The organism is Xanthomonas cannabis, assembly GCF_040616535.1.
Classification (GTDB): Bacteria; Pseudomonadota; Gammaproteobacteria; order Xanthomonadales; family Xanthomonadaceae; genus Xanthomonas; species Xanthomonas cannabis.
Map to the genome: position 1 here is coordinate 70,034 of NZ_CP136580.1, position 19,703 is coordinate 89,736.

19 protein-coding genes and 1 pseudogene are annotated in these 19,703 nt (G+C 62.0%); 9 read left to right on the top strand and 11 right to left on the bottom strand.

Annotated features, from left to right (window positions below; translation table 11 throughout):
- The first annotated feature begins 112 nt into the window (after positions 1-112).
- Both RZV17_RS00290 and RZV17_RS00295 read left to right on the top strand, forming a co-directional pair.
- Positions 113-865, top strand: a complete 753-nt coding sequence (locus tag RZV17_RS00290) for an SDR family oxidoreductase (protein ID WP_355606197.1) — start codon at positions 113-115, stop codon at positions 863-865.
- Positions 866-1,158: 293 nt separating this feature from the next.
- Entirely contained in the window at positions 1,159-1,872 is a 714-nt protein-coding gene (locus tag RZV17_RS00295; RefSeq protein WP_047696055.1) for a glutathione S-transferase family protein, read from the top strand.
- Positions 1,873-2,062: 190 nt separating this feature from the next.
- Here the strand turns inward: RZV17_RS00295 and RZV17_RS00300 are convergent, their stop codons facing one another.
- Positions 2,063-3,418 (bottom strand): amidohydrolase family protein, encoded by a 1,356-nt coding sequence (locus RZV17_RS00300; protein ID WP_355606201.1) that lies wholly within the window; start codon positions 3,416-3,418, stop codon positions 2,063-2,065.
- 555 nt (positions 3,419-3,973) lie between these two features.
- Between RZV17_RS00300 and RZV17_RS00305 the strand changes: the two genes are divergently transcribed.
- The gene (locus RZV17_RS00305; protein WP_355606204.1) at positions 3,974-5,740 is read left to right on the top strand and encodes an NACHT domain-containing protein; all 1,767 of its coding nucleotides are present in this window, start codon (positions 3,974-3,976) and stop codon (positions 5,738-5,740) included.
- A 410-nt stretch (positions 5,741-6,150) separates the two neighbouring features.
- On the opposite strand, the gene RZV17_RS00310 is transcribed toward RZV17_RS00305, so the two are convergent.
- Positions 6,151-6,378, bottom strand: a complete 228-nt coding sequence (locus RZV17_RS00310; RefSeq protein WP_355606207.1) for an XVIPCD domain-containing protein — start codon at positions 6,376-6,378, stop codon at positions 6,151-6,153.
- 401 nt (positions 6,379-6,779) lie between these two features.
- Here RZV17_RS00310 and RZV17_RS00315 point away from each other — a divergent pair, with 401 nt between their 5' ends.
- Positions 6,780-7,136: a SymE family type I addiction module toxin gene (locus tag RZV17_RS00315; protein ID WP_355606211.1), complete on the top strand. Its 357-nt coding sequence runs from the start codon at positions 6,780-6,782 to the stop codon at positions 7,134-7,136.
- Between the two features lie 99 nt (positions 7,137-7,235).
- Here RZV17_RS00315 and RZV17_RS00320 read toward each other — a convergent pair whose 3' ends face one another.
- Entirely contained in the window at positions 7,236-9,614 is a 2,379-nt protein-coding gene (locus RZV17_RS00320) for a M13 family metallopeptidase (protein WP_355606214.1), read from the bottom strand.
- A gap of 33 nt (positions 9,615-9,647) precedes the next feature.
- Here RZV17_RS00320 and RZV17_RS00325 point away from each other — a divergent pair, with 33 nt between their 5' ends.
- The 3 genes and pseudogenes from RZV17_RS00325 to RZV17_RS00335 all read left to right on the top strand — a co-directional run bounded on the left by RZV17_RS00325 (position 9,648) and on the right by RZV17_RS00335 (position 10,963).
- Complete coding sequence (locus tag RZV17_RS00325; protein WP_355606217.1) at positions 9,648-9,902, top strand: hypothetical protein; 255 nt, start codon at positions 9,648-9,650, stop codon at positions 9,900-9,902.
- Between the two features lie 103 nt (positions 9,903-10,005).
- Positions 10,006-10,170 (top strand): annotated as a pseudogene (locus RZV17_RS00330) (SymE family type I addiction module toxin); the annotation flags it as partial.
- 205 nt (positions 10,171-10,375) lie between these two features.
- Positions 10,376-10,963, top strand: coding sequence for an RNA polymerase sigma factor (locus tag RZV17_RS00335; RefSeq protein WP_355609554.1), 588 nt, complete (start codon positions 10,376-10,378; stop codon positions 10,961-10,963).
- Between the two features lie 216 nt (positions 10,964-11,179).
- Here RZV17_RS00335 and RZV17_RS00340 read toward each other — a convergent pair whose 3' ends face one another.
- Genes RZV17_RS00340 through RZV17_RS00350 form a run of 3 tightly spaced genes read right to left on the bottom strand, consistent with a single transcriptional unit; the run spans position 11,180 to position 12,714 of the window.
- Positions 11,180-11,518 carry a VOC family protein gene (locus tag RZV17_RS00340; RefSeq protein WP_184384328.1) on the bottom strand — a complete coding sequence of 113 codons (339 nt, stop codon included), beginning with the start codon at positions 11,516-11,518 and terminating at the stop codon, positions 11,180-11,182.
- A gap of 26 nt (positions 11,519-11,544) precedes the next feature.
- Entirely contained in the window at positions 11,545-12,288 is a 744-nt protein-coding gene (locus tag RZV17_RS00345; RefSeq protein WP_355606220.1) for an SDR family oxidoreductase, read from the bottom strand.
- Between the two features lie 18 nt (positions 12,289-12,306).
- Positions 12,307-12,714, bottom strand: coding sequence for a hypothetical protein (locus RZV17_RS00350; RefSeq protein ID WP_166749926.1), 408 nt, complete (start codon positions 12,712-12,714; stop codon positions 12,307-12,309).
- A gap of 93 nt (positions 12,715-12,807) precedes the next feature.
- On the opposite strand from RZV17_RS00350, the gene RZV17_RS00355 reads away from it, so the two are divergent.
- On the top strand, positions 12,808-13,185 hold the full coding sequence (locus RZV17_RS00355; protein WP_355606224.1) for a helix-turn-helix domain-containing protein: 378 nt from the start codon (positions 12,808-12,810) through the stop codon (positions 13,183-13,185).
- A 357-nt stretch (positions 13,186-13,542) separates the two neighbouring features.
- On the opposite strand, the gene RZV17_RS00360 is transcribed toward RZV17_RS00355, so the two are convergent.
- A complete protein-coding gene (locus RZV17_RS00360) occupies positions 13,543-13,722 on the bottom strand; it encodes a CsbD family protein (protein ID WP_047693228.1) in 180 nt (59 codons plus the stop codon).
- A gap of 133 nt (positions 13,723-13,855) precedes the next feature.
- A complete protein-coding gene (locus RZV17_RS00365; RefSeq protein WP_355606227.1) occupies positions 13,856-15,376 on the bottom strand; it encodes a helix-turn-helix transcriptional regulator in 1,521 nt (506 codons plus the stop codon).
- Positions 15,377-15,539: 163 nt separating this feature from the next.
- Here RZV17_RS00365 and RZV17_RS00370 point away from each other — a divergent pair, with 163 nt between their 5' ends.
- Positions 15,540-16,508 (top strand): hypothetical protein, encoded by a 969-nt coding sequence (locus tag RZV17_RS00370; RefSeq protein ID WP_355606230.1) that lies wholly within the window; start codon positions 15,540-15,542, stop codon positions 16,506-16,508.
- Between the two features lie 277 nt (positions 16,509-16,785).
- Here the strand turns inward: RZV17_RS00370 and RZV17_RS00375 are convergent, their stop codons facing one another.
- From RZV17_RS00375 to RZV17_RS00385, 3 genes are all read right to left on the bottom strand, one after another.
- The gene (locus tag RZV17_RS00375; protein WP_355606233.1) at positions 16,786-17,910 is read right to left on the bottom strand and encodes an XVIPCD domain-containing protein; all 1,125 of its coding nucleotides are present in this window, start codon (positions 17,908-17,910) and stop codon (positions 16,786-16,788) included.
- Positions 17,911-17,924: 14 nt separating this feature from the next.
- Positions 17,925-18,380: a hypothetical protein gene (locus RZV17_RS00380; protein WP_355606236.1), complete on the bottom strand. Its 456-nt coding sequence runs from the start codon at positions 18,378-18,380 to the stop codon at positions 17,925-17,927.
- Positions 18,381-18,504: 124 nt separating this feature from the next.
- The gene (locus tag RZV17_RS00385) at positions 18,505-19,671 is read right to left on the bottom strand and encodes an HDOD domain-containing protein (RefSeq protein ID WP_355606239.1); all 1,167 of its coding nucleotides are present in this window, start codon (positions 19,669-19,671) and stop codon (positions 18,505-18,507) included.
- Positions 19,672-19,703 lie beyond the last annotated feature (32 nt).

Consider the following 19,703-nt stretch of genomic DNA (forward strand, 5'->3'; position numbering starts at 1 on the left):
GAAGCATGAAAGTTATGCGGTCGCAGGATCTTATCGCAGATCAAGCATGGGGCAATGATGCGCTTACCGAAGGCCCGCCAATGTGGTCGGCCTCCCTCACCAGGAGCAACGCATGTCCCGTCTAGCAGGCAAACGCACCCTTATCACCGGCGGCACCAGTGGTATTGGTCTGGAAACCGCCAGGCAGTTCCTCGCCGAAGGCGCCCGCGTCATCGTCACCGGTGTCAACCCGGACTCCATCACCAAGGCCAAGAACGTTCTTGGTTCCGAAGTGCCGGTGCTGCGTGCCGATTCGGCCAGCGTCGCCGCCCAGCAGGAACTGGCGCGGGCCATCGCGGAACACTACGGCCAGCTCGATGTGGCCTTCCTCAATGCCGGCGTCTCGGTCTGGCTTCCGATCGAGGACTGGACCGAGCAGGCCTTCGACGCCTCCTTCGCCATCAACGTCAAAGGCCCGTACTTTCTGCTGCAGGCGCTGTTGCCGGTGTTAGCCAACCCGTCGTCGGTGGTGCTCAACACCTCGGTCAACGCCCACGCCGGCGTGGCCCGTTCGTCGGTGTACGGTGCCACCAAGTCGGCCTTGTTGAACATGGCCAAGACCTTGTCGAGCGAGTTGCTCGATCGCGGCATCCGCCTCAACGCGGTCAGCCCAGGCCCGGTGGAAACCCCGCTGTACGACAAGCTCGGCATCCCCGATGCCTACCGCGCGCAGGTCAACCAGGACATCGCGGCCACCATTCCGATGGGCCGCTTCGGCACCCCGGAAGAAGTCGCCAAGGCGGTGCTGTACCTGGCCTCGGACGAATCCCGCTGGACGGTGGGGTCGGAGATCGTGGTCGACGGCGGCCGCCTGCTCAACGGCTGACCATGGCCGCCGTCCTTGCGGCACCGGCAGTGAGGGCGCGCAGCGCCGCTCCTGCCGGCAATGCCAGCGTTGACCGCCCGCCTGCGCAACCGGCCGGTGCGCGGGCGCAGGCCCGGCGAAGCGCCCTGCGCGCTGGCACGCACGCAAGGCCCGGCGTCCATTCCGCTGCATGCACGGCGGTCTGCGCGCGCTGCGTAGCCCTGCGCGTCCTTCTGCCATGGATGACGTGCGAATCCATGGCCCTGCGCACGGCCGCCCCTGTAACACCCCTCTCAATGCGACCCAGATAACCCATGTCTACTTCCCTGACCCTGATCAGCCACCCGCTGTGTCCCTTCGTGCAACGCGCGGCGATCGTGCTGCTGGAAAACGCTGCGCCGTTCGAGCGCATCAACGTCGACCTGTCGGCCAAGCCGGACTGGTTCCTGGCGCTGTCGCCCACCGGCAAGGTGCCGCTGCTGCGCATCGGCCAGCCGGACGGTAGCGTGGCCACCGTGTTCGAAAGCGTGGTGATCTGCGACTACCTCAACGACATCAGCGGCAAACCCAGCCTGTATCCCAACGACCCGCTGCAACGCGCGCAGCAGCGTTCTTGGATCGAGTTCGCAACGCCCACCTTTGCCGATGGCTGGCAGTTCCTCAACGCTAGCGACCAGGCTACCGCCGACGCTGCGCGCGCCGCGTTCCGCAGCAAGCTGCAAAAGATCGAGGACGTGCTGGGCGAAGGTCCTTACTTCGCCGGCCCCACATTCGGCATGGTCGATGTGGTGTTCGCGCCGCTGCTGCGCTATTTCGACCTGCTGCAGGCGGACATCTCCGCGCCGATCTTCCACGACTTACCGCGTGTGCGCGCATGGCGTACGGCCTTGGCTGCACGGCAGAGCGTGATTTCGGCGGTGGGACCGGATTACGCCAGCCGCTTCCAGCAGCATTTGCAGCGATACGGTGCCCTTCTGGCGCAGTCGATGAGCGTGCCGGCATTGTCAACGGCCGACGCCAGCGCGTAGGGCTGAGTGCGTTAAGGGCCTCGGTCAGTTCCACACATTGTCTCTCCCCCGTACGTGCAGCAGCGACGGGGGACTCCATCCGGGTAGCGTTCTTCTCAGTGGTGTCGTTCATGTGCGCGACCGTGAGGTTATGCGCAAGATATCTCTGGCTACTCTCGATAAACCAAGGCGATCCCGTCAACGACGTCGATCATTCGCTGCACGCCGTCGAGGATGCCGGGCAACGTGCCCCGCTCCCCTTCACCACGTGCCCGCCGTGCATCACAAAATCCACCCGCTCCAGGCGCCGCACGTCCTCGAGCGGCGATGCTGACACGGCAATGATGTCGGCGGCCTTGCCCGCCTCCACCGTACCGATGCGGTTGGACTGGCCCAGCAGATCGGCAGCGGCGACAGTGGCGGTGCGGATGGCTTGTGCCGGACTCATGCCCACTTGCTCAACCAGCAGCGCAAACTCCTTGGCGTTGTCACCGTGTTTCGAAACCCCGCTGTCGGTGCCGAACGCAAACTTCACGCCAGCGCGAAACGCGCGGCGGTGGCTGTCGACCATCGCCGCAGCAACCGCTTCTGCCTTCGGGATGGCCGACGCCGGTAGCGCACCGGCACGCGCCTGCGCCACCACCGTAACGGACGCCATTTCGGTCGGCACCAGATAGGCGCCGGTGCGCTTGAACAGCGCAATCGCCTCCTCGTCCAGGAAGCTGCCGTGTTCGATGGAATCGGCCCCGGCGGCCAGCGCGCCCTTGGTGCCTTCCACAGCATGACTGTGCGCTGCCACCTTGCGACCAAGCCCATGCGCCGTGTCGACGATCGCCTTCATTTCGTCTGCGGTGAACGCGCGGCCCAGCCCACCGGAGACGTCTGATAGCACCCCACCGGTGGCGGCGAACTTGATGACCAGCGCGCCCAGCCCGACCTGCCGCCGTACCGCACGCGTGCAATCGGCGGGGCCGTCGCAAATATTCTCGGCAGTCTCGGCGATGGCGTGAGCATAGGGCTCGGCCAGCCCATTCCTGGGGTCGCCGTGGCCGCCGGTCGTGGAGATGGCGGCGCCGGCATTCACGATCGTCGGCCCGTCGACATCGCCGCGCTCGATCGCGTCGCGCAAGGCGCGGATGCCGTGTGGATCGTCATGCAGATCGCGCACCGTGGTGAACCCCGCCATCAACGTCGCGTGGGCATTGCCCGCCCCGTAGAGAACCTCGTCGGCTGGCTCGGCACTGAGCGCCTTCAGCCGCGAGCTCAACGGGTCGCCGCCGATGCCGAGCAGGTGCACGTGCGCGTCGATCAAGCCGGGCAGGACAAACCGGTCCTTCAGGTCGATCAGCGTCGCGCCGCCCTCCGGCGAGACAAAGCCATCGCGAACCTCGGCGATCTTGTCGTTGCGCACGATGATCGTCGACGCCCCGCGCGGCGCCTGTCCTGGAACCGCCAGCAAGCGCCCTGCGTGGATGTAGGTGGTCTTGGGCACAGCAGGCGGCTGGTTCTGAGCAGCGGCCGGCAAGGACATGGCAAACGCCAGCGCCACAGCGATCAACGTCTTCATACGATTCTCTGCCCTTTCTCGGGGGGGGGCGCTACACCGGCTCGTTGCTGGCGCTGGCGCACTGGATGATGGAATCCTTCAATCACAACACCGGCTGCGCTCGGCCATCGCCATCATTGACGGCGTGCCCGGCACAGCGCTGCCTGCCGACGAACTGCAACGTCGTGAAACGAAGAGCGCGCATCGTGCGCCGTTGGCTTCAGCAGCACCGCTACGCCTGAAGCGCTATCACTGGCTATATCGATGCAGCGCTTGAACCCCATGGTTTCCAGACATCTCCAGGCCATGGAGATGCCAATTCTGAGGTACCCATGAGCAGTAAGCGGTATGGTCGCAACCGCACCTGCTTGATGGAACGCCGTGCAAGGCCGCGGCCAACCTGCTCGATCGGCAGGGTGCGTGACTGAGCCAGACCCGGCCTGGCCGAGCGATTGCACTTTCACCTGCACGCATGAGGGCTGGACATACCTGGCTATGGTGATCGATCTTTTCCTAGGTAGGTTGTCGTGTGCGATAAAATTCAAGATATTTATCTGAAAAATCAGGAGGTCAATAATGGATATTAACAAAGCACTAGAAAAGTCTGTCGGACTAATACCAGTTGCGTTAAAGATAGCTTCTGTAGCTGGAAAATCTCTAACCGAATCAATTTCATATGATTTTCGTAAAGCACACAATGAGTATTGCTCTGCTTTAATAAAGAAATACTGTAGGGCTAGAACATTTTTCGTAAGAGATGAGCCGCAATACCTCGACGATTTTTACGTGCCTTCAACTATCAGTACGAGGCGCGATAAGTACTACCCAAGAGCTGATCTCGCGACGCTAGATGCGGTAACAGGAAAAAGAACAATAATAACCGGCACAGGGGGCTCCGGTAAAACAATTTTCATGAGGCACCTGCTTTTAAATTCAATAGAGACCGGGTGCGGGTATCCTGTATTTATTGAGTTAAGAAGCCTTGGTCAAGACGAATATAGCGACATAGAGGGAGTTGTTGTGAGGTTCATGGCAGAGCATGGGTTTCCTCTAGACAAAAAATTTGCAGCAAAGTCAATAGCCGACGGATTGCTCATAATTATACTTGATGGTTTCGACGAAGTGCCGTCTTTATACAGAAAAAAATTAGAAAAAAGCATTAAAAAGATGGCCTCTAATTGCAATTCCAGAATAATAATTTCGTCTCGACCTGATATGGTATTGGAAGGCTGGGACGATTTTACCACTGCCAAAATAGCACCGCTCAGCATGGATGATGCTTGCGAGCTGGTTGAGAAGATTAGGTATGAGGGTGAGGTGGAAGTAAAGCAGCGATTTATCTATAGCTTACGTAACGGGTTATTTGAGTCACACCAGTATTTTCTATCCAATCCCTTGCTGTTATCGATAATGCTGTTAACTTATGGGGATTCAGCTGACATACCAACTAAGTTTGCTTCATTTTACGAGCAGGCATTTACTGCTCTTTTTCAAAAGCACGACGCATTGAAATCCGGCTATAGGCGAGAACGTAAAAGTAGCCTCGATCTTTATGCCTTTGCCAGATTGTTTTCGGCTTTCTGCGCGGTAACTTATAAAAATAAAAATATTCGATTTTCTTCATTAGCCGCAGTGGATTTTGCTAACAAAGCGAAAATTATTGCGGGTATGCCGACCGTAAAATCTGATGAATTTATAGATGACGCGAAACAGGTTGTGTGCCTATTAATCGAGGATGGACTCGATCTCACATTTGTTCATCGTTCGTTCCAAGAATACTTTGTTGCGCGATTTGTGAATGATGCAAATGAAAATACGCGAAAGGCATACATTAAGTCGATGTCTGACGATGGCAGCGTTACTTCTGAAAATGTATTAACTTTGCTTTATGAAATTTCTCCTCACCATGTTGAAGAAGATTATTTAATACCTGGATTGAGTTCTTTGTTCGGCAATGAAAAAAACAGAAAGATTACAAAAAAAACTTGGAGATCAATTTATAAATTAATGTTCAAGGAGGTGCAATTTAGTGACGATGGCGTGCGGTCGTATGTGCTGAATAAAACGAGTGTGTTCGCTTTGGTCTTATTTATGAAAAAGTTATTCAAAGGTAATCCCATATTGGAGCGAGTCGGAGATGAAAAAAATTCGGCACTGGCCATAGATCTGGAATCAGTTGATGTCAGTAAACTTCCGCTGAGGTCTCCTGTCTGGAACATCATTGCTCAAGTGCCAGGCGAATTTGGTTTGGATCTATTTGAACTAATTCGTGGAGAGTTAATACTAATGGAAGCTAGAACTAAGGCTAGGCGAGACGCCATTAATGATGTACTGCGATTTTAGAATTATCTCTGCCGTAATCGCTGATTTGAGTAAGTGATCGGAAAATGGGGAAGTCAAGTCAACAAGAAAAAGCCTCAACAAGGGGGGGCAGAGACAAGTTGGGGTCAGGTCCAATCTGACCCTGGCAACGACTATGAAGATGAGCTCAATTTTGCAAATTATTTAGCTGTCAGCATGATTTGCGGCTCCAGAAGGGCAAATTCGACCGTCATCTTCCTTACAAGATCGATAACGGACCGCGCTGTTGCTGCTCCTGTGAGCGCTCATGCTCCAAGCGTTGATTGACCGTTTCCAGCTGCGCAAAGCTTTCTTGCGATGGGCGTTGCGCGGCCTTTACCGTCAGCATATGCGTTGTCAGCTCGCTCGGTCTTGCGGCTCGCCTTGCACTGCAAACAGTGTTTGTGCAGCAGTTACATCCTTAGCCCTTTCGTTAAGCAATAGGTGCCCGATCGAGGACACCCATTGTCGTTGGCCGGCGTCAGCAGACTAGCCGCCATCCGCTCATTGGTTGCATCGAACGTGCGTCCGACGGCTGCATTCAGCTGCTCCACGTTGCCACGAATCTGTCGATGCATTGCATGGTCCGGATGCCGCGCATCGGAAGAGGGGAGATCAGGAAGAAGGGGGGCTACAGGCATTTATCTCACTACGCTCCCTGGTACTGCCAGCGTCGCGCTCACTGCGGCAGCGCACCTGCGCGCATGCGCTTTGTGCTTTCACTGCGAGAGAGCCCAAAGCTTCTTGCTGGTACTGGGGGAAATAAGGGGCGCTGGACCCAGTTGACACGTTAGGAATCGCATAGCACTCTCAACCACAGGAGCCTAGAAACTCCTCACACAGCGGTACCCACCTCCGTCAAACCGGTGGGTTTTTTGTGCCTGCATTCTTCGCAGGTGCAACCGACGCAATGCCTGCGTCGGGAGGGCGGCTAATACAACACCCGCAAGGGGAATACGCCCGCCGGCTGTGTGCGGTTTCTAGCCTCCCGACATCCCGTTGCGTTGTGCAACGGGGCCTGTTCGTCAAGGAGGGCTTTGCCATGCGTCGATCCCCATCCCGTTCCACGCCTGCGCGCAAAAAGCGCGCCACCGCGTCGCCGCCCACCGAGATCGAGTGGCGCACCCTCGACCCTTCGATCCCGCCACGGGTGTACGCCGAGCGCACGCCCATCCCCGACCCGCGCCCCGACCCGGACGCACCAAGCCGTCCCGGCCATCCCCGTGCGCCACACCGCTGCACCGTCGGATACGGCTACTATCCTGCCAGCAACCAACGCATTCCCACGCTGCGCCTGCGCGGCCGCTGGCTGGAGCAGCTGGGGTTCACCATCGGCAGCAAGCTCGATATCCGCCTGCGCGATGGCGAGTTGGTCGTGAGCGTGGCCCCCGCCGATTGATCCTTATGCCGTACACGCGCGCACCAGCGTGGCGGCCTGCCGCAGGAAAATTCGCATGGTGACTGACAGCGGTGGAAGCCGCACCACTCAACCCCGGCCTTACCAGACCTGCGCACGCTCCTGATCGGTGCGCACCATCGCGTCGCCCGCCTTGCACGAAAACGCCTTGGCATACTGCGGCATGTTGGACGGCCCGGCATTGACGCGTACCACGCTGGGCGGATGCGGGTCGGAATTGAGCGCCTTCACCTGCGCCTCTTCCCGGCGGGCGTTGCGATACAGCCGGGCCCAGTTGACGAAGAAGCGCTGCTCTGGCGTATAGCCGTCAACGGCTGCCGCGCGCTCGGGATGTTTCTGTAGATCCAGTATCAGCGCGTCGTAGGCGATGTTGACACCGGTGAAGTCGGCAATGCTCTCGCCAAGGACCAGCTGACCGTTGACGTGCAGGTCCGGCTTGTTCTTGAGTGGTACGTAGCGACTGACCTGTTGCTTGATCTTGTCGGTACGTGCAGTGAATGCGGCAACATCTGCCGGGGCCCACCAATTGCGTGTGGCGCCAACGGCATCGAACTGCCTGCCCTGGTCATCGAAGGCATGGCTGATCTCGTGACCGATCATGCCCCCGATGCCGCCATAGTTGAGGCCATCGTCGGCGGTGGCGCTGAACAATGGCGGCTGCAGGATCACGGCGGGAAAGTAGATGCTGTTCTCACTGGGGTTGTAGAAGGCGTTGACCGTTTGCGGCGCCACCTCACCCCAGCTCATGCGGTCGACCGGCTTGCCGATCCTGGCCATGTCGGCGCGATGATTGAATGCAGCCGCACGCTCGATATTGCCAAGGTAGGCGCCCTCTTCCAGCTGCAAGCCCGACCAGTCCCGCCAGCTGTCCGGGTAGCCGATCTTCGGGACAATGTTGGCCAGCTTGTCCAAGGCCGTGGCCTTGGTCGCAGCGCTCAGCCAGTCGGCGTGTTCGATGCGTCGCTTCATTGCGGCGCGCAGGTTCTCCACCAGCTCGAGCGCGCCCTGCTTGGAGGCCGGCGAAAACTTCCTGGCCACATAGAGCTGGCCCATCGCCTCTGCGACCGACCCGTTCAAGGCATTGATCACCTGCTTCCAGCGCGGCATCTGCGCCTGCTGGCCATCCAGCGTCTTTGCATGGAAGGCGAAATGATTTTCGACGAAAGGCTTGCTCAGGGACGGCGCCGCATCATCGATGGTACGGAAACGCAGATACGCCTTCCATTGCGCCACCGGCGCGGTGTGCAGCTGCTGGTCGAACGCCTTGAAGAACGCGAGCTGGGACAGCGCAAGGCCTTTTTCGCCATTGACACCCTGCGCCGCCATGAAGCTGTTCCACGCAAAGTGCGGGGTCAATGCGTTGGCTTGCGCGGTAGTGAGCCATTGATACATTTTGTCCGGGTCGCGCTGCTCGGCAGGCGGCAGCAACGCGGCCGCCAGGCGGCTTTCCAGCTGAAGAACCTGCTTTGCCTGCGCGGCCGCCTGCTCGGCCGGGGTGCCAGCCAAGACAAACGACTGCGCGATATACGCAAGATACGCGGTGCGGATGCCGGCGTACTGCGCATCGGCGTAATAGTCTTTTGAAGGGAGCGTCATGCCTTCGACAAACGCATAGCCAACCATCTTTGACACCGTCTGCGCGTCGGGCTGGGCCATGAACTGGAACAGCACATTGGCGCCCTCGGCGTGGCGTTGGGTGATGAAGCGGGCAACGTCGCGCTCATCCTTCAAGGCATCGATGGCGGCCAGCCGTTGCTGGATCGGTGTTACGCCCAGGCGGTCGATGCTCGCGGTGTCCATGCCCGATGCATAAAAGGCCCTGACCAGCTGCTCGATCGAGCCGGGTGCCGGGTGCGACTGCAGCAAGGCCTCGGCAATGTCGTACTGATCGCGATAGCTGGCGTTGTAAACGTCATACGAGGTGCCGATACCGGTCTGGTCATCGGGGATGGCCTTCGCCAGCGCCTTGCCGTTGGCAAATGCATTCAGATCCTGGCAGGCGTCGGCCTTCATACCCAGCTCGCCGATATCCAGCGCCGGTGTCGCTGCCTTGGCCGTTGCGGCAGGTGCTGCTGGTGTGGCCGTAGGCGCCCGGTTGTCGCTCTGCTGACATCCAGCCAACGCAATGAAGGTCGCCAACACAAGGATCTTTTTGCTCAAAAGAGTCATGGCCGCCACGGGAGGGGGAGATGTCCTGCAGCTTAGTTGACCCGTTCGCACAGACCGGCGCCGGCTGAGCAAAGTTGAGGATTGCACCGGCCTGCCCAGGCGCGGATGTGCGGGAAAGCGAAGCGACGCGCGCAAAGGTAAACAATGGGTCAGCATCCACTGCTGCGCCGGGCTGCAATGTTGACGGCGTTGATACTCGATTTGAGCCAGTCTCACTACGACGGTCGGGTTGCCCGCAGTGACGCCATTGGCCGTGGTCAGCGACTTGACAGGCATGGCGGCGTGCCGCATCTGTGTGCTCCACCACTAGCGAAGCCACGCAGGATGTCTTTGCCCGACGGCGTCAAACAGCCGCTGCTCATGTTCGTGCTGGTACTGCTAGTGCTCTGCCTGGCAAGTTACTTCGGCGGCAAAGGCATGTTCGGCTATGTGCTCTCAGCGCTGGCTGCCTCGATCATCACCTTTCGGTGGTCAGATCGAGACGCAATGCCACGTTGGCTCTACTGGGCTCTTCTGCTACCCATTGTCGTTTTGATTGCGGCAGTTGCTTACTTTTTTTTGGCAGTTCGCGATGCCTGAAGACGTCTCCGGGCAAGCGGCTTGTTGGGAGGGCAACCGAGGCTCAGTGACCTGGCCGCCCCGACAGCGCTGCCACCCACCTGCCGTCCCGGCCCCCGCGCACCGCTGCACCGTTGGATACGGCTACTATCCTGCCAGCAACCAACGCATTCCCACGCTGCGCGTGCGCGGCCGCTGGCTGGCGCAGCTGGGGTTCACCATCGGCAGCAAGCTCGATATCCGCCTGCGCGATGGCGAGTTGGTCGTGAGCGTGGCCCCCGCCGATTGATCCTTACGCCGTGCATGCGCACACCGCCATGCCGGCCTGCCGCAGGAGAGTTCGCATGGTGAACGACAGCATGACCCTGGCCGTCAATACACACCGCGGGGCCTTTGCATGGGCCGCCGTGCCAGCCCGGCGGGTGTTGGGTGATGCGGCTTGGCCGCCTGGGCGTGCCGCCCCGTGGCCACCCGGGACTGCGCGCGTGGCACGCATGGGGCCCGCCGGCGGCACGCCGGTGCATGTCTACGCACTGGGCCGCCGCGCCGCGCGCTGGTGTGTGCGCGAGGAGCGTGCGCCGGCCAGGGAGCGATTCGATCGGGCGATTGCGGTGCTGCGTGGCGAGCTGCTCACCTACATGCGCCGCCGCGTGCGCGACGCGGACACCGCCGCCGACCTCACCCAGGACACCTTGCTGCGCCTGCTGGCCTACCGCGACGCCCCGGACATCCAGAACCTTGCGCTGCTGATGTACCGCATTGCGCACAACACGGTGCTGGAGCATTGGCGCACGCGCCATCGCCGGCATGCGCGCCAGCATGTGCCGCTGGAGGCGGTGGAGCCGCTGGCAGTGGGCGGCGCATCTGTAGAGCAGGCCGTGGCCGCGCACCGCGCCCTGCAGCAGCTGCACCGCTACACCCTGCCCGCGCTGCCGCCCAAGTGCCGGCAGGCCTTCATGCTCAACCGCTTCGACGGCCTCAGCTACCCCGAGGTGGCGGCGGTGATGGGCATCTCGGTCAAGATGGTGGAAAAACACATCAGCCGTGCGCTGTCCGCCTGCCGCGCGGCTGTGGGTGAGTGATGCCGGCACACTGCGCCGCCGACCATTGGGGCGCATTCCGCCGTGCGGTGGTACCACGCAGTGACGCCTGTCAGGCGTGAGGAAACAGACGCCAAGGCACCGCCGCTGACAGCGCCGGCGAGATGGAACCTGCGGCACTCTCCGCCAACGCATCGCGCAGTGGATCGGTGCTGCCGCCGGCGCTGCCGTTCGGCATGGCGTCTAGCCGCCGGCGCGCTATTGGGCGATGAGATCGAAGGTGTTGCCATCCGGGTCGGTGAGGGTCGCGTAGCGGATTTGCGGCAATGCAACGGTGTGCACCAGCGTTGCCCCAAGCGCAACCAGGCGCTCGGTTTCGCTGTCCAGATCAGGCGTCCTCAGATCGACATGGACGCGGTTGCGTTGGGTCGGCACGTGGTCGATCTTTTGAAACTGGAACAACGGCAGGTCCGGCGACGCGGCCAGCTGCACCACCGTGCCGTAGTCGTTGGCAACAGGGGTCTTCAGGGCGCGTGACCACCAGGCGGCCAGTGCCTGCGGGTGGGCGGTGTCGATGGTGACTGCGTGGATCTTCATGCAGGTGTCCTTGTCATGGGGTTCGGTCAGCGGGCGCTGTCGATGAGGGAGCCGCCGTCGGGCGTGAGGCTCGACCCGGTAATGAACTGGCTGTCGGCGCTGGCCAGAAACAGCACGACCGGGGCAATGTCTTCTTCCGGCGAGCCGTAGCGGCCCAGCGGATTGGTGGGCGCCGGGACGTTGGCCTCTGGCCCCCACGTTTGCGCAACCGGAAGGATGGTGTTCACCGTGATCTTGTCCGCGCCCCATTCGCGGGCGGCAGTGCGGGTGAGGGCGCGGATGGCTTCCTTGGCCATGTTGTAGGGGCCGTAGCCCGCCATCCCGACCACGCCGGCCATCGAGCCGAAATTGATGATGCGGCCGGCGCCGCTTGCCTTGAGGTAGGGGTAGGCCGCCTGCATCGCGCGCAGGTATGCCACAGGGCCAAGATCAAGGTTGCGCTGCAACTGCTCCACCGACAGTTCAAGGATCGAGGAGAACGGCACGCTCGGGTCGAAGGCGTTGTTGACCAGGATGTCGATGCCGCCGTAGGTGGCGGCCACCGTGTCGATGGCTGCGGTGAGCTGAGCGGCCTCGCCGATGTCGCAGACAATGCCAAGTGCCGTGCCGCCTGCAGCAGTGATGTCGGCAACGACTGCATCCACGTTTGCGGGGGTGCGCGAGAGCACGGCGACCTTTGCGCCTTCTGCGGCGAACAGCGTGGCGGTTGCCCGGCCAATACCGCGTCCTGCACCGGTGACGATGGCCACCTTACCGTTGAGTCGGGACATGATGTTCTCCTTCGGGGATCAGGGTGTGCTCAGGGATGCCGCGACGGCGGCGGCATACGGTGATGCGGGGTGGCGTGCGGCATTCTGGGTAGTGAACGAGGCCACCAGCACCACAAGCCCCAGTGCCGCCGGAATGGCGCCCTTGGGGGTGCGCGCGCCCAGCTGGGCCATGCCGGACAAGAGCAGGTGATAGAACATGCCGGCGTAGGCCAGCTCGCTCAGCACGAGGTTGACGCGCGACAGGATCACCAGTGGGCCGAGCAGTTTGATGGCGATCATGAAAGGCACCAGCAGCGGTGCCGAATACCCCAGCGCTGCCTGCGCCTTGCGCACGACATCGCCTTTTGCCAGATACACGGCGGCAGAGGTCAGATAGAGCGCCGACAGCAACGCGGTGCTGATCCAGTATGTGTAGAGGGTATTCATGCGGTTCTGCGGTGCGACAGGTGGTTGCCAGGTGCGCGCAGAATGTCGTCTAAGATGACGCTTGAAAAGTAGGATGAATATCAGGCGCTTAGTATGAAAAAGCAGACCAATGCAGCGGGCGCAATCAATATGCACGAAGAAATGCGCCGTGCCTTTGCACTGTTGTCGGGTAAATGGAAACTGGAAATCATGTGGCTGCTCAATCAGCGGGTGTATCGCTTTGGCGAGTTACGCAAGGCGATTCCCACCATTACCCAGCACATGCTCACCGCGCAATTGCGCGAGCTGGAAGCCGATGGCCTGGTGTTGCGCACCGTGTATGCCGAAGTGCCGCCGCGCGTTGAGTACGCAATCACGCCAAAGGCGCGTGGGCTCGGGCCGACGATGGAGGCGCTGGCGGCATGGTGGCAGGAACACGGCACCACCATTGCCAAGCGCCCGACCACACGCGGGCGCAAGCCGCGCGCGTAGGGTGTGCTGGACGGAGCGGCTGCTGTTTACCTGGCTGCTCGCTGTTGCCATGCAGCTGCACCCGCCCCTCATCCGGCCCTGCGGGCCACCTTCTCCCCCGTGGGGAGAAGGGAATTGCCCGACATGGATAGTGTGAAACACCAACGCCCCGACTTGATCGGGGCGTTGGTATGTCCTTATTGCGGTATCGCAGCTGCCATCTACCGCAGACGATTCCCGCTAAAAGGGCTTCCAGTCAGTGGCAGCCTCACCATGCGTTTGTTCAGCAGCAGTGCCGGACATGGGACCGTAGCAGTAACCGTTTGCACGCTTACAACAACGCGCTTAATTACACCACGCGTTCCTGCGGCGCAGCGCTTACTTGGAAGCGTCGCGCACCTTGTCGGCCACTTCGCCGGCCTTGGCCTGCACCTTGCCGACGTTCTTTTCGGCGGCGCCTTCCAGCTCGGTGCTCTTGTCGCCGGTAACGCGGCCGATGGCTTCCTTGACCGAGCCCTTGACCTGCTTGGCGGTACCTTCGATACGGTTCTTATCCATGGGATGTCTCTCGTAAGTTTGGGAACCGGTCCAGTCTGTGCGGGCCGGTGTGAGCATGGTGTGCGCTTGCGCCCGGAGGGCCAAGTTGCGAATGCACTAACCGCGTTAGTGCATTCGTGCCAGCCGCACGCAGTTACTTCTTGCGCGTGGCGGGTTTGGCGCTGCGGCCGGCAAAACCGCGTTCGCGGGCCCATACGATGGCTTCGCCGCGGCTGTGCACGTCGATCTTGGAATACAGCGCCGCCACGTGATTGCGCACCGTATTGGGCGAAACACCGAGTTCCTGTGCGATTTCCTTGTCGGCCAGGCCTTCGGCGATGAGCCCGAGCACGTCGCGCTCGCGGCCGGTGAGTTCGGCGATGCCGCAGCCGGTGGTCTGGCTGGGGCGGTTGGCGCGGCGCACGTTGGCGAGCTTTTCCAGCAGGGTCTGGCTGAACCACGAGGCATCCTGCATCACCGCTTCGATGGCGGTGACCAGTTCCATCTCGGTGCGTTTGCGGTCGGTGATGTCCATCAGCGACAGCAGGTAACACTGCACGCCGTGGATGCTTACGGTTTCTGCGGAAATCAGGCAGTCGAGCTGTTCGCCGTCCTTGCGCGCAATGGCGTATTCCACATTGAGCATGCTGCCGCTTTCCTGCAACGCGCGATAGAACTGCTGATACGCCTGGCGGCTGGGAAACAGGCCGATCTCATCGATGGGCCGGCCGACGATGTCTTCGGTGGCGTACTGGGTGATCTGCGACACCGCGTCGTTGATTTCCACAATCTGCAAGGTTTCGGCATTGCACATCAGCGTGGGCACCGGGGTGATGCGAAACGCCTTGGCGAAGCGCTCTTCGCTCTGGCGCAGCGCCACTTCGGCGCGCCGGCGTGGTTCCAGGTCCATGAAGGTAAACAGCATGCAGGCTTCTTCGCCGATTTCGATCGGCTGGCCTGCCACCACCACCAGTTTGGTGGTGCCGTCGGGCAGGCTGAGCTCGGCCTGCATCTGCGGAATGGTGGCGCCCTCATTGAGCCGCTCCAGCGCCAGCTCGCGGCGGTCGGCCATTTCCATCACATCCACTTCGAACACGCTCTTGCCCACCACCGCTTCGCGCGTGTAGCCGGTCATTTCCAAAAAGCCCTGGTTGGCCTTGATATAGCGCTTGTCCTCGAGCCGGCAGATGCAGGCCGGCGCGGGGTTGGCGTTGAAGGTGCGTTCGAAGCGCTGCTCGGCACTTGCCCAATCGCTGGCATCGGCCACGATCAGCACCAGGCAATCCGGTGCGCCTTGAGCGTCGGTGAGCACCAGGCTGCGCACGCGGTGCACCCATTGCGCGTCGGTGTCTGCGCGAAACACCTCCACCACCACGTCGTTGAAGACCTCGCCGGCGATGACGCGGTCGATGGGGTAGTTGCCGGCGCTCAGGCGATGGTTATTGCGATAACGCAGCTGGAAACGCGCGCGGTAGTCGCTCACCGTGGCGCCCAGATCCGCCACCTCGGTTGCACCATGCATCGCCAAGGCTGCTTCGTTGGCCCAGGTGATCGACTGGTCTGGCTCGATCAGGATCACCCCTTCGCTCAGGCCGGTGATGATCTGCTGCAACTGGCGGCGATTGGTGGAACTGGGCGGGCTGCTTGGCGGCACCGCTTCACTGGCTGACGACATGGGTTTACCTCAGGCAAACAACGGCGATGAAAACCAACAGTGGCGGCACACGGTAGCGGCTGCCTGACGCGAATGCACTAGCTGTACTGGTGCATTCGGCTCAGGCAGCGCGGGGGCGCGGCTTACACACTGGCCGCCCTTTCCAACCGCAGTGAGACATTCCATGGCACAGGTCGTCCGCCATTCCTCGCTGGCCCCCAGGATGTCCTGGGGCGCCGTGCTCGCCGGCTGCACGTTCGCGCTGGTGACCTATCTGACGCTGAGCGTGCTGGGCACTGCCATTGGCGCATCCAGCATCGACCCGCTGCGTGAGGCCAACCCGGTCAGCGGGCTGGGCACCGGCGCCGGCATCTGGCTGGCGTTGAGCACCTTGATCTCGATCGCGGTGGGCGCGTTTGTCGCCGGCCGCCTGGCCACCGTGCGTGGCGGCCTGCATGGCCTGCTCAGCTGGGCAGTGACCTCGCTGATCACCACCTGGCTGGTGGCCGCACTGGCCAGCAGCGCGGTGGGCGCGGTATCGGGCGTGGTCGGCAAGGGCCTGTCGCTGACCGGCCAAGGCATTGCCGCTGCCGCCCCGGCGCTGGGCAATGGCGTGCAGGAAGAACTGAAGCAGCAGGGTATCGAACTGGATTGGGGCGACCTGCGCGGCCAGCTGGACACGGTGCTGCGCCAGACCGGCAAGGCCGAGCTGGACCCCGAGCGCCTGAAGAACCAGGCCGAACACGTGAGCAACGACGGCAAGGCCACCGCCAGCGACGTGGCGCAGACCCCGCAGGCGGCGTCGGATGAACTGGCCGCCTGGTTCGACCGCGTGCGTGCCCAGGCCAGGCCGGCCATCGACGCCGCCGACCGCGATGCGTTGGTCAACCTGATCGTGGCGCGCACCGGTAAATCGCGCGCAGAGGCCGAGCAGATTGCCGACAACTATGCGCAGAGCTACCAGAAGGCGGTGGCGCAGTACGAAGCGCTCAAGCGCACTGCCGAGCGGAAGGCCCGCCAGGCCGGTGATGCGGCGGCCCGTGGTGTCTCGCGCGCTGCCTGGAGCACCCTGGTGTTGCTGCTGCTGGGCGCCGGCATTGCCTTCGCCGCCGGTCGTGCCGGCCGCCGCACCGACCCCGTGCTGGAGGTGTAAGCCATTGCGTGCGGCGACGGTGGGGACCGTCGCCGCTGCGCGGAGGTGATCGTCAACGCGTCACCGTGACATGCGCGGCGTTCGCAAGGAGTGGGACTGAGCAAGGCACTGGGGCAACCCTTCCCGGTGATGGATACCGGGACTCGCTCGGCACCGGGCCATTCTGGGGTGGCCCGGTGTTCTTTTATCCGGGAGTTATGCACTTGCAGGTGTGCAGTGCGTGCGCTTGCTTCGAGCAGCTTTTAGGACGTGCGCTAGCCATCGGCCACTCTGGATGCTAAACGCGCTGTGCCTTCACCTGCTCATCGTGTTGCTGCGTAACAGGTTGCTGGCCTTGCAAGGCCAGCGTGCGCTGTTCCATCAGCGCCAGCTCCCGAAACGAGGCGTCGACCGGCGTAGCGATCGCCTGCGCTGCGGGCATCTGCGCACGCAGGTGCGCGGGGTCGCTGAGTTCACCCTGGACGATGAAGACGTGCTGTGCCTGATTGGCGTGTTTGCCTTGCTCGCTCAGCATCACATGGTCGACGCGCTGCAGGCCATTGGCCACCGCCAGATTGGTCAGGCTTGCCGTCATGCAAGCGGTCTTCTCGTTGGACTCGGTTCCGACCTGATTGCCCAGCGCTGCGACGCCTGCCTGGCATTGTTGATGCAGCGCGTAACGGGGATGGCCAGGCTGGTCCGGCGTCGGCGCATTGTCTGTTGGGCCAGCCGCCCCGAAGAAGCCAGATGTACGCGGCGCCGCAGGCACAACCGCGGGTGTCTGCAGATATGGCTGGATGGCCTCTTTGGGTGACAGACCATGCTGTCCTACGTTTACCTGATCACTCCAGGCAAGCTTTCCCTCATGATCCATGAGGATCAACTTGCCTTCTTTCAGTGCGTCACCTACCAGCTGCGCAAGCTGCTCTTTGGACGCGCCGGGGTGGGCTGCGGCGATACCTCTACCGACCTGGTTGTTGTACAGATCCATCGCCTCGCGGTTTGCAGGATTACCCGGCATTCCTTCGTGCGCGGTGGCAAACGACTGCGCCCATTCGTTGCCGAATTCCTTGGCGAGTAGCGCATTCCAGTAGGTATGGCGAAAGGCATCGCGGTGCCCGTCATTGAATTGCCACTCTGTGGCGCGCTCCTTTGGAATATCGTCGGGCACCGGTTGGTCCGGGACATGCCGCTTGCTCTCGCGAAACGCAAGGTCTTGGGTTTCTTTGAGTTCTGACAGTCCCTGGAGGCCCCTGCTCCAGGTCATCTCGTCTATGAGCTTTCCTTCGGTCCTGGTGATCTTGATCGAAGGCGAAAACGGGATATCCACCATCCCCGCCAATCGGGGGTGATAGTGAATCACCTGGTCGTCTTGCACCTGGAACTGGCTACGAATCCGATCCAAATCAGGTTTGTCCGACATCCTTGTGCTCCTGGTTAACCTTGGACGGTGTGGCGGCTGATGACTTTCCCGTCCTGGTATTGAATATCGTACTCCTGTGTATCGCCTGCGAAGGGTGAGATGCCAAGGTAGTACGCATCCGTCGAGGTGGTTTCACCATTCTCGGTGTAGTCAGGCTGACCCAACAGCGCAATAACGTCTTCCCTGCGCATCCCCACATGGATGACCTGTTCTAGCGCTTCCGTCATGTAAATGCGCTTGTTCTCTTCAAGGCCGACGCCGCGTTGCGATTTCCACACGGTTGCATCGAAGTCTTGTGTCGTTTGCATGGTGCACGCCGTCAATGGTGTGAGGAATAAAAGGACCGCGAGCGCAATAACGCGCGCCGATTGGACATGCGTGTGCGGTGAGTGCATTTTCCATCCAAGATGTTTGGCAAATGCCAGCCCGTGGAGGTTGCCAGATGCATCGTCAGGATTCCATTCGCGCATTTCGATCGCTCACAGGCCGTGGGTCGCAGCAGAGTGGGAATGCGCAGGGCGGTTGGTCGATACGCAACTGAATCGGCAGATGCTGGCTGTTTCGGTAAAGCCGCTACAGCTGCATCGCAGCAACTCACTCCACGCTCGCAGCCACCAACCGTTGCCAGAGTGCGGCGTTGGCGTCGCTGTCCGGTTCCAGGGTGGCCAGGACGTCGAGGGCATGGTCTTCGTGCTCGGCGCCGTGGCGGGCGAGCATGGCCAGCGCGGCGGCGAGGCGGCCGTAACGCAGGGCGCGGCCCAACGGGCTGGCGAGCAGGGTGGTGTCGTGCTCGGGGCGTTGTTCGTCCAGGGCGGTGCCCAGCGCTGCCGGCAGGTCCCAGGTGGTGGCGATGGTCTTGGCCACCGCCGCGGTGTGGCGTTCGACCAGGGCGGCGGCGATCTCCAGGCTGTAGGGCAGGCCCGGGCGTTCGGCGTAGGTATCGCGCAGCACCCGCAGGATCACCACCGCGCCCAGGCCCTGCAGCAGGCCGGCCAGCTGTGCCGACAAGGTGTCCCCGCCCCGTTCGCGCACGTAGGCGGCCGCGGCGGCGGCGGTGCGCAGGGCGTAGTCCCACACCGCTGCGGGCAGGCGCGCGTGGAGGCCACCGTCCAGGCTCAGCACCGGCTGCATGACGGCCGCGGCAACGAGCTGGCGCACGCCTTCGGTGCCGATGTGCACCACTGCCCGCTCCAGGCTTTCCAGCGGGCCGCCCTGCGGGCGATACAGCGCGCTGTTGGCGATGCGCAGCAGGTTGGCGGCCAATGCCGGGTCTTGCGCGATGATGGCGGCAATGCCGCGGCCGGACGCGTCGGGGTCGTTGACCGCACGCATCAGCTGCGGCAACAGGTGTGGGCGACGCGGCAACAGCTGCGGACGCAGATCGACATGCGCCAGTGCGTTTCCGACGGCCTCCAGCACCGCCAGCTGGGCGGGGTCACCGGGCAGGCTGGCATCGGCCAGCGACGGGTTGGCCATCACTGCGGCATACATGCGCCGCAGCAGCGGCCGCATCGGTGGCGGGTCGGTTGGTGAGGAGTGCGCCACGCCGTGCGTTGGCTGCGGCAGGGGGGCGGGCTGGCTGTGGGAGGAAGCCACGGCGGGTGTGGCGGCCGCCGCTGTATTGGCCGGCCGCGTGGTGGGCGCGTCCGCGGCAGCCGGCGCGGGCGGGCGTTGGCGCATGTGCATCCACACCAGGGCACCGACGATCATCGCGACAGCGATCAGTCCGGCAGCAAGCAGCACCACGGTCACAAGCATCATAGGCAGTCGTCTGATCAGTGCTGCGACTATCC